The following is a 12,461-nucleotide window of genomic DNA, read 5'->3' as shown; positions in this document are numbered from 1 at the left end:
CATCAGTCGTAAAAATAATTTCGTATCCAGTCAATATTTAGCGTATAAGAAAATTTCGGTGTTGTTGATGGCTGCGGGGAGTTCGACTACCTAGAGTGGAGCGGCGCGATCCCGCGCCTTGGAGCTGGCAATGTCGGAGCAACCCAATCTCGGTGATTGTCTGCGGGCTTTGAGAAAAACCCATGGCTGGACCTTGCAGGAGGTCAGCGCGCTGACCGGCGTCGCGGTGTCGACGCTGTCCAAGGTCGAAAACGACCAGATGTCGCTGACCTACGACAAGCTGCTGCAGATCTGCGAGGGGCTCGGCATCCATGTGACGGAACTGCTGAGCGGCGACCGCAAGCAGCCGGCAGCGCGCACCCGCCGCTCGGTCACCTCGCAGTCCAACACGCTGCGCCAGCTGACCCGAAATTATGACTACCGGTATCTCGCCACCGACTTGGTGCGCAAGCGCATGGTGCCGATCCACGCCTATGCGCGCGCCCGCACGCCGCAAGAGTTCGGCCCGCTGACCAGGCATGCCGGCGAGGAATTCCTGATCGTGCTCAAGGGCGAGATCGAGCTGCACACCGACCAGTACGCGCCGGTGCGGCTGAAAGCGGGCGAGAGCGTCTACATCGATTCCACCATGGGCCACGCCTATCTGTCGGTGGGCGAGGGCGACGCCGAGATGCTGTGCGTCTGCTCCGGCGACGAGCCCGACATGGAAGGCACGCTGTTGAACGAGCTGGAGACGGTGGAAGGATAGGGCGCAGCTCACCGCGCAAGTTTTCTGCAGCTCGATTCAGGCTTTCTCGTTCGAACTGCGCGGCGAAACCGGCTATAGGACCGCTGAAACCGTAGCTCTCGCCAATCTGAAAAGGAAATCCGATGAGTGTAGAAAAGACAGCCGTCATCGTGGCCGGCGGCAGCGGCATGGGGGCGGCGGCGGCCAAGCGGCTGGCGGCGGATGGTTTCAAGGTCGCCATCCTGTCCTCGTCCGGCAAGGGCGAGGCGCTGGCCAAGGAGCTTGGCGGGCTCGGCGTCACCGGCTCCAACCAGTCGAACGACGATCTGCAGCGGCTCGCCGACCTGACCCTGGAGCGCTATGGCCGCATCGACGTGCTGGTCAACAGCGGCGGCCATGGACCGCGCGCGCCGATCCTGGAGATCACGGACGAGCAGTGGCACACCGGCATGGACGTCTACCTGATGAACGTCATCCGGCCGGTGCGCATCGTGGCGCCGCAGATGGTCAAGCAGAAGGGCGGCGCCATCATCAACATCTCGACGGCCTGGGTGGCAGAACCGAACGCGATGTTCCCGACCTCGGCCGTGTTCCGCGCCGGCCTTGCCGCCTACACCAAGATTTTCGCCAACACCTACGCGGCCGACAATGTGCGCATGAACAATGTGCTGCCCGGCTGGATCGACAGCCTGCCCGCCACCGAAGAGCGCCGCGACAACGTGCCGATGCAGCGCTATGGCACATCAGAGGAGATCGCCGCGACGATCGCGTTTTTGGCGTCGGACGGGGCAGGGTATATTACCGGGCAGAATATCCGCGTGGATGGGGGTGTGATCCGGGCGCTGTGAGGGGCGGCTGGCGGCGATCCCATACCTCTCAGATTAGCCGAAGCCCTCCCTCCCTTCGTCATCCTAGGCGTAGCAAGGAGCGAAGCGACGCCGCGCAGACCCTAGGATCCATGCCGCGACGTGGGCCGAAAAAATACGGCGAACGAGGATAGTCCCCGGACGGGTTGGCGGTTACCGTCAACGCATGACCGGCTATGTTTACATGACCGCGAGCCAGAAGGGCGGCACCATCTACATCGGTGTCACCAACGATCTCGGTCGCCGCATGCCGGAGCACAAATCCGGCGAAGGTTCGCGCTTCACCAGGCGCTACGGTGTGCAGCGGTTGGTCTGGTACGAGGAACATTTCGACATTCGTGACGCCATTCAACGCGAGAAATCGCTGAAGCGCTGGTCGCGACAATGGAAGATCGAACTGATCGAGAAGACCAATCCGGAATGGTTCGAGCTGTTTCGCGGAACAGGTTGGTAGCGGTTTGATGCGTTTCGTCGGAGTTTGGAGCCAGGTTCGGCACCGTTTTGTCCGTCGCAAGCGTCGCGGCATGGATCCTAGGGTCTGCGCCGCGTCGCTTCGCTCCTTGCTCCGCCCTAGGATGACGAAGCGAGGGAGGGCTTCGGATTAGTCGCCAGGTCAACTAGCGACCCCTATGGCGTGGCTTCCCAGTTCACTGCGACCGCTTCGCCGCCTGATCCGCATCCGTCAGCGTCTGCAGAAACGCCACGATATCGTCGATCTCGGCATCGTTGAGCGCCGGCTTGTCGCCGGGTTTCTTGCCGTCGAAGGGCGGGTCTTGATTCAAGTTCGGCCAGTAAGCCTTTGGCAAATCGTCATATTTGTCGACCGTGCCGTAAGCGTTTTTCGGGTACCAGCGGCCGGGGTCGGTGTCGCGGCTGGCGTAGAAGGCCACCGCTTCGCGCAGCGTGTGGAAATATCCGTTGTGGAAGAAGCTCTTGCGCAGCGCCACGTTGCGCAGGCTCGGTGTCTTGAACAGGCCGCAATAGTCGGTGCGGCCACGGAAATCGGTGCGCAGGGGACCGCACAGGCCGAGATCGACATAGGTCGGGTCGGCGTTGGCCGGGATGGCCGGATTGCGCGGCACGGCGATGGCGATGAGGCCGAAATCGGTGAATTGCGGCGGCTCACCGTCATTGGCCGGTTCGCTGAGGTGGCAGGAGGCGCAATTGCCTTTCGCCTCGTCCTCGAACAGGGCGCGGCCATGCAGTTCCCGCGCCGATAGCGTCGCCTTGCCGGCGAGGAAGGCGTCGTAGCGGCTGGAATAGGGGTAGAAGTCGACCGCGCTCTGCTCGAACGTGCCAAGCGCCTCGGCGGCGGCGTCGAAGGCATCGTCCGGGCGGTCGAAGACATCGTTGCCGAAGGTTGCCTTGAAGTCATCGGCATAGGCTGACTTGCGCAAGGCGGCGGAGACCGCCACGGCATCCTTGTTTGCCATCTCGAAGGGCGAGAGCAGGGGGATTTTCGCCTGGTCCACACCGTGATCGGCGCGGCCGTCCCAGGTCAGACCGCCGGTCGGGCCATTGTCGACGCTCTCGTCGCCCTCGTCCTCGGAATCGTGGAAATGCTCGGTGAAGGCGGGTGCCGCCTCGAGGTAGCGCAGCGACGGAACCGCGCGCACGCCAGGCAGGTCGAGGTTCGGGCCACCCATCTCGACCGGAGATGCCGAGGCCGGACCGAAGGCATGGCGCGGATCGTGGCAGGAGGAACAGGCCTGTTTTCCCGAAGCCGAGAGCGCCGGGTCGAAGAACATCTTTCGCCCCAAGGCAGTCAGCGCCTCGGCGCGTGCGAAGGCTTGGTCGCGCGACAGCGGACCGGGATGGACGCCGTCCGGCCCCGCCGTATTCGGGGGTGCGGCAAAGCCAAATGCCGAGATCGCGGCACTCGCGATCATCAGGCTTTTCCATCGTCTCGTCATCATGGGGCACGGTCCGCTTTGGCCCGGAAATAAGAACGCAGTGCAACGGATTGATGACCGGTCCCAGTGCTCACGAAACCGTGTTCGCCGCGGCGGCGGATGTCACAAAGGTGACAAGGCATCCACGTTAGCTGCCTATGGTTCCCGCGCAATAGCTCTTCTAGTTAAAGTCAAGCCACGAGGTCTTTCCATGACGAGGCCCAAGTTCCTCACTTCCTTTTGTCTGGCCGGTTCGGCCTTGTTTCCCCTTGCGGCCGCCAATGCCGCCCCTCCCGGCTTCGACAAGATCGACACCGTCGTCGTCATCTATGCGGAGAACCGCAGCTTCGATAATCTTTATGGTGGCTTCCCCGGCGCCAATGGACTGGCCAATGTCTCGGCCGACCAGGCGCGTCAGCTCGACCGCGACGGCAAGCCGCTGACCGAACTGCCGCCGGCCTGGGGCGGGCTGACCGGAAAGGGCGTCACGCCCGTGGTGACGGAGGCGCAGACCGCGCATCTCGCCAACGCGGCCTTCGCCATCGACGATCCCAAGGGCTTCAACGAAGGCGCCAATGTCATCACCCACGATTTGTGGCACCGTTTCTACCAGGAGCAGATGCAGATCGACGGCGGCAAGAACGATAAATTCGTCGCCTGGGCCGATTCCGGCGGGCTGGTCATGGGCCATTATGACGGCTCGAGCCTGCCGATGTGGCAGGTGGCGAAGAAATATGTGCTGGCCGACAATTTCTTCCAGGGCGCCTTTGGCGGCTCCTTCCTCAACCATTTCCAGCTCGCCTGCGCCTGTACGCCGGTCTATCCGCATGCCGACACGAGTCCGATCAAGGGCCAGATCGCCGTGGTCGAGGCCGACGGAACGACCTTGAAGGTGGCCGACAATTCGCCGCCGTCGGCGCTGGGCGGCGTGCCGAAATTCGTCAATGACGGCGCCATCACGCCCGATTTTTACGCCGTCAACACCATGCAGCCGCCCTATCAGCCGAGCGCCAACAAGCCTGCCGAGGGCGGTGACAAGGCGCTGGCCGATCCGGCCGCGCCCACCACGCTGCCGCCGCAGCACGACATCACCATCGGCGATCTCCTGTCGCTGAAGGGGGTCGACTGGGCCTGGTACGCCGGCGCCTGGCAGGCTACCCTCGACGGCAAGAACGCCACGCCGGTGCCGAACTTCCAGTTCCACCACCAGCCGTTCAACTATTTCGCCGCCTACGCGCCCGGCACCGCCGCGCGCACCGAGCATCTCAGGGATGGCGGCCTGGATGGCGTCGAGTTCATCAAGGCGATCGACGACGGCAAGCTGCCGCAGGTCGCCTTCTACAAGCCGCAGGGCAATCTCAACGAGCACTCAGGCTATGCCGACGTGACATCGGGCGACCGGCATCTGGCCGACCTCGTCGCGCATCTGGAGAAGAGCCCGCAATGGAGCCACATGCTGGTCGTCGTCACCTATGACGAGAATGGCGGCTTCTGGGATCACGTCGCGCCGCCCAAGGCCGACCGCTGGGGCCCGGGCAACCGCATCCCGGCCTTCATCGTCTCGCCCTATGCCAGGATGGGCACGGTCGACCACACGCAATACGATACGACGTCGATCCTGCGCTTCATCACCGCGCGCTACGATCTGCCGGTGCTGACGGGCATCGTCGCCCGCGACAAGGCGCTGGCCGCCAATGGCGAGCCGCCGATGGGGGATTTGTCAGCCGCGCTTGATCTCAGCCGCTAGGGCGGAGCGAACCGCGAATATGCCGCCGCGCCGCGAGGCGCGGTGGCTCAGCCGCCATTGACCAGGGCAAGAATGAGCTTTTGCAGATTGCCGCCCTGGCCGAGTTCGATGCGGTCGAAATCGCGGCTTGCCTGCCGCTGCGCCTGCGAAAGGGCGGACAGGCGTTTGGTCATCTCGACCCGGATCTTGCTGCATTTGGGATCGTCGGGGACGGTGAGGCCGACCGTCGCCGCCTCGATCTTGCGCGCCATGTCGACAATGGTCGCGCCATGCACCTTTTCGTGGGCGCTGACGCCTGCGAGGAAAACCTCCCAGTTCTTCTGGATGGCGGACGGCAGCGGCGAGGAGGGGCTGGGCAAGGTGTAGGTGATGATGAGCTTTGGCTTGGCCGAGACCAGCACGCAGGCTCCGGCACGCGGCTGATAATCCCTGGTCCAGGTCAGCTTGAAATTGGTGTGAGCAATGGCGCGGGTAATGCCGACATTCGGCCCGTTCTCGCCAATCGACCGGTAGAGCTCGAGCCCGGACTGGCCTGAAATGGCGTAGGTCTCGACCTTCTCGACCGGCTTCCATTCGGCATGCGCGGCGAGCGGCAAGGCCACCAGAGCCGCGGTCGGAAGATACAGGCGACCAAAGGTTCTCAACACCGCTCTCTCCAAGGCGCGCGGCACATGCAATGCCATTCAACGGCTTTTCCTATATGCTGCCGGCGGGCGCTGCAAATGGCCCGGAGGGGAAGTCATGAGAAGAAATCTCGTTGCCGCCGGTGCCTTGGCGGCGGTGCTTGGCGCGCAATCGGCCTTCGCTGCATCCTGCGGCGGCTGGAGCGCCAAGATGGAGGAAGACGAGGGCGGCAGCGTGCTGACCGCTTCGGTCTGCGGCGGGCCGAAGGGCGACGCCTATCTGATGCTCAATTGCTACGACAAACCGGTGCTGAGCTACGATGTGGGCGCCAGCGGCCAACAACTGGAGCCGGGCATCAGCGGCGCTTTCGACTTCAAGGCCGACGGCAAGACGGTGACGAAAACCCTGCAGCTGGAGGCGATGTACAATTATTTCGTGGTCGATCTGGAGAAGGGGGACCCGCTGCTCGACCTGTTGCGGTCCAAGGGGGACGTGTCGGTCAGCGCTGCCAAATATGGTTCGATCAGTTTTGCGCTGAAGGGTTCCAGTGGGGCAATCGGCAAGGTGCTGGCGCAGTGCGGCAAGGCGAAGCCCGCGGGCGACGGGGATTGAACCTCGAGAGGTTGCGCCGCCCCTCATTGTCCTGCCGCCCATTGATCTCCATTCCATCAGCGGCTTGCCGCCAGCGTCGGGCGGCCGTATCTCACGTCCATGACCGACATCCAATTCCGCAAGGCGCAAGCCTCCGACCTGCCAGCCATCGTCGCCATGCTCGCCGACGATCCGCTGGGCGCCGCCCGCGAAGACGCCTCGTTGCCGTTGGCGCAGGGTTATATCGATGCCTTCGACGCCATCGATGCCGATCCCAATCAGCTGCTTGCCGTGGCCGTGGATGGCGCGGAGGTAATCGGCACCTTGCAGATCAGCTTCCTTGCCGGTATTTCGCGCAAGGGCGGCTGGCGCGGGCAGATCGAGGCGGTTCGCGTTGTCAGCGGCAGGCGCTCCGACGGCGTCGGCAAGAAGATGTTCGAATGGGCGATCGACGAGTGCCGGGCGCGGGGCTGCGGCCTTGTGCAGCTCACCACCGACAAGGGGCGAGCGGATGCGCACCGCTTCTATGAAGGGCTCGGCTTCAGTGCCAGCCATATTGGTTACAAGAAGAGCCTTTAGCGGAAACCCGTGCCGGTTCGGGCCTGGCGGTGACTGGCGTATAGCGGAAGCCCTTCAGGCACTATTCAAATCGCCTGGCAAAGCGGATATAGGTCAGTCAGGTTGACCTATTGTAAAAACGTCCGGGGAGGCGTGTCGTGACCCTTTTGAACCTTCTGGCCTCGCGCTCATCGCGCATGAAGGCCTCCGAAATCCGCGAGCTGTTGAAGCTGCTCGACCAGCCCGACATCATCTCCTTCGCCGGCGGCATTCCCGATCCGTCGCTGTTTCCGGCGGACGCCATCCGCGATGCCTATGCCGACGTGCTCGGCGGCCCGGAAGCGGGGGCAGCACTGCAATACCAGGTTTCGGAAGGCTATCTGCCGCTGCGGCGCTGGCTCGCCGGGCAAATGGGCAAGCTCGGCGTGGCCTGCGACGAAGCCAACATCTTCATCACTTCCGGCTCGCAGCAGGCGCTGGATTACCTCGGCAAGCTGTTCCTGTCGCCAGGCGATACCGCGCTGGTGACATGGCCGACCTATCTCGGCGCGCTGCAGGCCTTCAACGCCTACGAGCCGCGCTATGACCGGCTGCGGCCCGAGGGCGGCAACATGACGCCCGATGCCTACCACACTGCCGCCGCCGCTCATGGCGGCAAGGTGAAATTCGCCTATCTGGTGCCCGATTTCGCCAACCCGACCGGCAACACGCTGGACCGAAAGCAGCGCGAAGCGGTGCTCGACCTTGCCGGCGAGCTCGACATCGCCGTCATCGAGGATGCTGCCTACCGGGCGCTGCGCTATGACGGCGAGGGTGTGCCGCCGATCCTGGCGCTCGACTGCATCAGGTCCGGCGGCATCGACAAGGCGCGCACGCTCTATTGCGGCTCGTTCTCGAAAATTCTGTCGCCGGGCATGCGTGTCGGCTGGGTTTGCGCGCCGCGCCACGTGGTGGAAAAACTGGTGCTGATGAAGCAGGCTTCGGACCTGCACAGCCCGTCCGTCAACCAGATGGTGATGCACCGCGTCGCCGAAGCCGTGTTCGACGGCCAGGTGGAAAAACTCATCGGCGCCTACCGCGAGCGCCGCGACGGCCTGCTCGGCGCGCTTGAAGCCAACATGCCGGAGGGGGTGACCTGGAGCCGTCCGGAAGGCGGCATGTTCGTCTGGGTGACGCTGCCGGAGGGCACCGACGCCACGGACCTCCTGGCACGGTCGGTGAAGGAGGCGCGGGTCGCCTTCGTGCCGGGCAACGCCTTTTACGCCGACGGCACCGGGCGCAACACGCTGCGGCTGTCGTTCACGCTGGCCACCCGCAGCGCGGTGAGCGAGGGCATTCCCCGGCTGGCGGCGCTGCTCAAGGGTTAGAGCAAATTCCAGGAAAGTCTGAAATGGTTTTCCCGGGAGAGCGCCCAGCGCTTTCCCCGGAATTGCGTAATAGCAAAGAGCGGCATGCGCCTAAGCCGGCACGTTCACCAGCTGCTTGAGCTTCGCAAGCCTGGCGCGGGCGAGCTTGCGGATCGGCCTTTGGAAACCCTCTTCGCCGGCTTCGACGACGAAGACCAATGTCTTGAAGTCCAGCATGAACTCGTCGATGGCCCGCGTCGTCTGTTCGGACCTGTCCTTGAACCGGCGCAGCAATGCGTTCGCTTCCTCGATGGCATCGGCATTGGCGCCGTCGACCAGCGCTTCAAGCTTCTGAAAACAATCCAACCGACATTCTCCCGCCGCGCCTCCAAACTTGCCATCGGTGCAAAAGTTCCATCGGGCTCGAAAAATTGTCGCTGGTTGTCAGCAGAGGCTCGCGCCCGCGTTGACGCCCTGCCAACCGCGCCTAAATTCGAGGCCTTGCGAGGAGGCGCTTTCATGGAAACCCAGGAATTGCATCGCGGCCGGCTCATCGACCACCTCCAGCTCGTGGTCCGGGATCTCCCCGCCAGCCGGCGTTTCTACGAGGCGGTTTTCCAAGTCCTTGGTGTCCCGATCGGCGGCACCGGCGAGGATTATTTCTGGGCCGACGAATTGTTCATTTCCAGCGCCGACAGCCGGGCCGCGCTGGGAAAGCTGACCGGACGTCATCATCTGGCCTTCCAGGCCAGGGATCACGCCATGGTCGATGCCTTCTACAAGGCCGGGCTCGAAGCCGGCGGCACGGACAATGGCGCGCCTGGCGAGCGGTCCTATCATCCCGGCTATTATGCCGCCTTCCTGCTCGACCCGGACGGCAACAACATCGAGGCCGTCCACCACGGCCCGGCCAACCGCAGCGCCGCGTCGGTGAAGATCACGTTCTAGGAGCAATCGGTCGACCGCGTTGAGGCGAGGTGATTCCGATGCCGCATTTCCGGGGTATTTCGGAGACTCGGACGCCACACCGGCGAATCCGATCGGATTCTTGACCTGGGCGGCACTGAAATTGTCCTGCGGAGCATGGATGGCGCCGTCTCTGGACAAGAGGCAAATCGGTCCCATACGGTGCGGTTTCAGGGAAGACGCGTGCGCGGGAAAGGCCGGTTGCTCGTTGAAAAAGAACGTCTTCTCTTCGCTCGATCTGCCGTCGCATCTCGACGACCGCGCGCGCTTCGCGCTCTGGCAGGACATTCATGTCGCCGAGATCTGGTCGGTCGAATATGCCATCTCCGGCAATGTGCCGTTCCAGGCGGATATCGAAGCCACCGCCATCGGGCCGCTGGTGCTCGGGCGGATGGCCGGGACGATCAAGCATGCGAGCCGCAAGACGCGCAACATCGCCGACGACGGCCGCGACGGCTATCTGCTGCTGGTCAACGATGGCGACACCAGGCTGAGCGGTGTGCAGACCGGCCGCGACTACAGCATCGGCAGGGGCGAAGGCGCGCTGGTCTCGGCTTCGGAAGCGCTGGAAATGACCGGCGGCGACCGCAATGTCTGGACCAATGTCGTGGTGCCCCGCGAAATCATGGAAAATGCCTTCGCCCATGTCGAGGACCGCCTGGCGCTGACCATCGGCGTCGACAATGAAGCGCTCGACATGCTCAAGCGCTATTGCGGCTTCCTGGAAGCGGGGCCGGCATTGCTCTTGCCCGATCTTGTCGCCCATGCCACCGAAACGATCGTCGACCTGATCGGATTGGCGACGGGCGCCAAGGGCGAGATCGCCGAGCTGGCGGGCGTGCGAGGCCTGCGCGCGGCAAGGCTGCAAGCCATCCTGCAGACGATGCGGGACAATTTCGCCGATCCCGGCATCTCGGCCCAGCATATCGCCCAGCGTTTGCGGCTTTCCGCGCGCTACGTCCATGATCTCCTGCAGGAAACGGGCTCGAGTTTCGCCGAGCATATTCTCGAACTGCGTCTGCAGAGAGCCCACCGCATGCTGCGCGACCGGCGCAACGACCGCATGCGGGTCAGCGAGATCGCGCTGTTGAGCGGCTTTTCCGACGTCTCCTACTTCAATCGCTGTTTCCGCCGCCGCTTCGGCTCGACGCCGAACGCCGCCCGTTAGAGCGAATCATCGTCTCACAGAATCGATGGCCGCTCTAACTCCTTGTTTTCGCAATTCCGGGCGGAAGCGCGGCACCAAAGACAAGGACTCGAAGCGAGTCGGATCAGTTGTCTTCGAACCGATCGACTGATGCCGAACGGCCACACTGATCGGCCCGAGTGCCGCAGCGCTCTCCACGACAATTCCAATGCGGCTCAGCCCAAGACGCCGCCCGCGAACAATGCAAAACCTCGACGATACCCGGGTCGCCGCGGAGTATTTTCCACGGCCGGGGAAAGCAACATCATTGGGGTAGCAAACAGTGAAAACGATTCTTCTCGCCACCATCCTCGTGCTTGCGCCAGCCGGCATGGCGTCCGCGGCGGACGTCAACGAAACCTTGCCGGTTGCTGCCGGCTATGACTGGTCCGGCCTCTATGCCGGCGTTCACTTCGGTTACGTAGCCGGGAAATCCAATCTCTTCATCGGCGGCGCCGGCATTGGGGGCACCGACGTCAATGCTGCCTTCGATCCGGACGGTTTTATTGGTGGCATCCATATCGGCGTCAATCAGGAATTGGCGAACCGTTTCGTGCTCGGCGCCGAGGCTGACCTTGCCTACAGCAATGTCGATGCGGTGGGGACCTTCGCCGGTGCCGGCGCGTTGTTGTCGAGCGAACTCAAGTGGTCGGGTTCGGCCCGGCTGCGGGCCGGCTATGCGTTCGATCGGACGTTGCCTTATATCAGTGCCGGCGTGGCAGCGGCCAAGTATGAAATGAGTGTGGTCAGCAGTGGTCCCCTCGGTACAGTAACAATCCACGACGAAACCCATCTTGGCTGGACGGTTGGGGCCGGCGTCGAGCACGCTTTCACCGACAAATGGATCGCCCGCGTCGAATATCGCTATTCCGACTTTGGCAAAGAGGATCTCTCGGTGCCGATTTTTGGTCTTGGCACGGTTTCGAACATCGATCTCAAGACGCACGATTTACGCGTCGGCCTCAGCTATAAGTTCTGACACGCCGGTTCGAACAAAACCCTGGCGTCCGCGCCGGGGTTTTGCCTGCGCCGCGGCTGATGCTGAACGGCCACACCGGCCGGGCGGGGTGCGGCGGCGCGCTCCAAGACAATTCCGATGCTGTCCAGCCCAAGACGCCGCCGGCGATCAATGCAACACCGTAGCTTCGACTGACCGCCACTGACCATGTCGGTCGTGGTGCAGCATCCCGGGGACAGCAGACAAGCAATGAAAACGATTCTTCTCGCCACTGCCTTTCTTTTCGTTCCCGCCGGCATGGCGTTGGCCGCCGACCCCACCGAGACCTTGCCGGTCGCGGCCAGCTACAACTGGTCCGGCGGTTATTTCGGAGCACAGGCCGGATATGCCCGGAGCGACGCCAGGGTCGGACAGACTTTCGCGCCGGGCAGCTTCGACAATTACGGCTGGGGTTACAGCCCGTCCGGCGGTTTCGGCGGTGTGTTTGCCGGCTACAACAAGCAGTTCGACAGCGGATTGGTTGTTGGCGTCGAGGGAGACTACAGCTTTGCAAGCGTGAACGACACGACGCTCTACCGGGCGCTCGGCGTCGACGACCCCGCCTTTGGTGGCGAGCTCGAGCTTGAGGCGGTAGGCACCGTGCGCCTCAGAGCCGGTTATGCGATCGATCGCTGGCTTCCTTTCGTCACCGGCGGCCTGGCGGTGGCAAGCTACAAACACACGACCACCAACATTCCGGGCGGTCCCTATGCCGACGTCCGAGATACCGTCGCGGGTTATACGCTGGGTGCGGGCGGCGAATACGCCGTCACCGACAATTGGGTGGTTCGGGGCGAATACAGGTTCGCCGATTTCGGCCGCCACACCTCCGTGCGCCACGCCTTCTCCAATGGCGCTCCCCTCAATCGGGATGCCATCGAACTGACGACACAGGATCTGCGGATCGGCGTGGCCTACAAATTCTGATCTCCACGGCCGGACGCTGGTCCGGAAATTCGCA

The 12,461-nt window shown here is 63.4% G+C and carries 14 protein-coding genes; 11 read left to right on the top strand and 3 right to left on the bottom strand.

The window, feature by feature from the left end; all coding sequences use genetic code 11:
- Window positions 1-130: 130 nt before the first annotated feature.
- From LB557_RS07620 to LB557_RS07610, 3 genes are all read left to right on the top strand, one after another.
- Window positions 131-748 (top strand): helix-turn-helix domain-containing protein, encoded by a 618-nt coding sequence (locus LB557_RS07620; protein ID WP_224642178.1) that lies wholly within the window; start codon window positions 131-133, stop codon window positions 746-748.
- A 122-nt stretch (window positions 749-870) separates the two neighbouring features.
- Window positions 871-1,575 carry an SDR family oxidoreductase gene (locus LB557_RS07615; RefSeq protein WP_141906984.1) on the top strand — a complete coding sequence of 235 codons (705 nt, stop codon included), beginning with the start codon at window positions 871-873 and terminating at the stop codon, window positions 1,573-1,575.
- Window positions 1,576-1,759: 184 nt separating this feature from the next.
- Window positions 1,760-2,047, top strand: a complete 288-nt coding sequence (locus LB557_RS07610; RefSeq protein ID WP_041163796.1) for a GIY-YIG nuclease family protein — start codon at window positions 1,760-1,762, stop codon at window positions 2,045-2,047.
- Between the two features lie 193 nt (window positions 2,048-2,240).
- On the opposite strand, the gene LB557_RS07605 is transcribed toward LB557_RS07610, so the two are convergent.
- Window positions 2,241-3,482, bottom strand: a complete 1,242-nt coding sequence (locus LB557_RS07605; RefSeq protein WP_411970534.1) for a cytochrome-c peroxidase — start codon at window positions 3,480-3,482, stop codon at window positions 2,241-2,243.
- A gap of 214 nt (window positions 3,483-3,696) precedes the next feature.
- Between LB557_RS07605 and LB557_RS07600 the strand changes: the two genes are divergently transcribed.
- Complete coding sequence (locus LB557_RS07600) at window positions 3,697-5,232, top strand: acid phosphatase (protein ID WP_224642175.1); 1,536 nt, start codon at window positions 3,697-3,699, stop codon at window positions 5,230-5,232.
- A 47-nt stretch (window positions 5,233-5,279) separates the two neighbouring features.
- On the opposite strand, the gene LB557_RS07595 is transcribed toward LB557_RS07600, so the two are convergent.
- The gene (locus tag LB557_RS07595; protein WP_224642173.1) at window positions 5,280-5,915 is read right to left on the bottom strand and encodes a DUF922 domain-containing Zn-dependent protease; all 636 of its coding nucleotides are present in this window, start codon (window positions 5,913-5,915) and stop codon (window positions 5,280-5,282) included.
- Window positions 5,916-5,973: 58 nt separating this feature from the next.
- Here LB557_RS07595 and LB557_RS07590 point away from each other — a divergent pair, with 58 nt between their 5' ends.
- The 3 genes from LB557_RS07590 (at window position 5,974) to LB557_RS07580 (ending at window position 8,372) form a co-directional block, all read left to right on the top strand.
- On the top strand, window positions 5,974-6,468 hold the full coding sequence (locus tag LB557_RS07590; RefSeq protein WP_224642171.1) for a hypothetical protein: 495 nt from the start codon (window positions 5,974-5,976) through the stop codon (window positions 6,466-6,468).
- A 99-nt stretch (window positions 6,469-6,567) separates the two neighbouring features.
- Window positions 6,568-7,026, top strand: coding sequence for a GNAT family N-acetyltransferase (locus tag LB557_RS07585; RefSeq protein WP_015317014.1), 459 nt, complete (start codon window positions 6,568-6,570; stop codon window positions 7,024-7,026).
- Between the two features lie 176 nt (window positions 7,027-7,202).
- The gene (locus tag LB557_RS07580) at window positions 7,203-8,372 is read left to right on the top strand and encodes a PLP-dependent aminotransferase family protein (protein WP_181171350.1); all 1,170 of its coding nucleotides are present in this window, start codon (window positions 7,203-7,205) and stop codon (window positions 8,370-8,372) included.
- A 90-nt stretch (window positions 8,373-8,462) separates the two neighbouring features.
- Here LB557_RS07580 and LB557_RS07575 read toward each other — a convergent pair whose 3' ends face one another.
- Window positions 8,463-8,717, bottom strand: coding sequence for a hypothetical protein (locus LB557_RS07575; RefSeq protein ID WP_224642169.1), 255 nt, complete (start codon window positions 8,715-8,717; stop codon window positions 8,463-8,465).
- A gap of 153 nt (window positions 8,718-8,870) precedes the next feature.
- Between LB557_RS07575 and LB557_RS07570 the strand changes: the two genes are divergently transcribed.
- The 4 genes from LB557_RS07570 (at window position 8,871) to LB557_RS07555 (ending at window position 12,427) form a co-directional block, all read left to right on the top strand.
- A complete protein-coding gene (locus LB557_RS07570) occupies window positions 8,871-9,299 on the top strand; it encodes a VOC family protein (protein ID WP_015317017.1) in 429 nt (142 codons plus the stop codon).
- A gap of 226 nt (window positions 9,300-9,525) precedes the next feature.
- Complete coding sequence (locus LB557_RS07565) at window positions 9,526-10,485, top strand: AraC family transcriptional regulator (RefSeq protein WP_041163409.1); 960 nt, start codon at window positions 9,526-9,528, stop codon at window positions 10,483-10,485.
- Window positions 10,486-10,834: 349 nt separating this feature from the next.
- A complete protein-coding gene (locus tag LB557_RS07560; protein WP_224583711.1) occupies window positions 10,835-11,482 on the top strand; it encodes an outer membrane protein in 648 nt (215 codons plus the stop codon).
- Between the two features lie 228 nt (window positions 11,483-11,710).
- Entirely contained in the window at window positions 11,711-12,427 is a 717-nt protein-coding gene (locus LB557_RS07555) for an outer membrane protein (RefSeq protein ID WP_140618048.1), read from the top strand.
- Window positions 12,428-12,461 lie beyond the last annotated feature (34 nt).

This window comes from Mesorhizobium sp. BR115XR7A (genome assembly GCF_020165315.1).
GTDB classification, from domain to species: Bacteria; Pseudomonadota; Alphaproteobacteria; order Rhizobiales; family Rhizobiaceae; genus Mesorhizobium; species Mesorhizobium australicum.
The sequence above is the reverse complement of the archived record's forward strand: the minus strand, read 5'-3'. Positions and strand labels throughout refer to the sequence as shown.

Coding starts and splice junctions, on each gene's coding strand:
- LB557_RS07620 (WP_224642178.1), top strand. CDS start 131: ATGTCGGAGCAACCCAATCTCGGTGATTGTCTGCGGGCTTTGAGAAAA.
- LB557_RS07615 (WP_141906984.1), top strand. CDS start 871: ATGAGTGTAGAAAAGACAGCCGTCATCGTGGCCGGCGGCAGCGGCATG.
- LB557_RS07610 (WP_041163796.1), top strand. CDS start 1,760: ATGACCGGCTATGTTTACATGACCGCGAGCCAGAAGGGCGGCACCATC.
- LB557_RS07605 (WP_411970534.1), bottom strand. CDS start 3,482: ATGATCGCGAGTGCCGCGATCTCGGCATTTGGCTTTGCCGCACCCCCG.
- LB557_RS07600 (WP_224642175.1), top strand. CDS start 3,697: ATGACGAGGCCCAAGTTCCTCACTTCCTTTTGTCTGGCCGGTTCGGCC.
- LB557_RS07595 (WP_224642173.1), bottom strand. CDS start 5,915: ATGGCATTGCATGTGCCGCGCGCCTTGGAGAGAGCGGTGTTGAGAACC.
- LB557_RS07590 (WP_224642171.1), top strand. CDS start 5,974: ATGAGAAGAAATCTCGTTGCCGCCGGTGCCTTGGCGGCGGTGCTTGGC.
- LB557_RS07585 (WP_015317014.1), top strand. CDS start 6,568: ATGACCGACATCCAATTCCGCAAGGCGCAAGCCTCCGACCTGCCAGCC.
- LB557_RS07580 (WP_181171350.1), top strand. CDS start 7,203: ATGAAGGCCTCCGAAATCCGCGAGCTGTTGAAGCTGCTCGACCAGCCC.
- LB557_RS07570 (WP_015317017.1), top strand. CDS start 8,871: ATGGAAACCCAGGAATTGCATCGCGGCCGGCTCATCGACCACCTCCAG.
- LB557_RS07560 (WP_224583711.1), top strand. CDS start 10,835: ATGGCGTCCGCGGCGGACGTCAACGAAACCTTGCCGGTTGCTGCCGGC.
- LB557_RS07555 (WP_140618048.1), top strand. CDS start 11,711: ATGAAAACGATTCTTCTCGCCACTGCCTTTCTTTTCGTTCCCGCCGGC.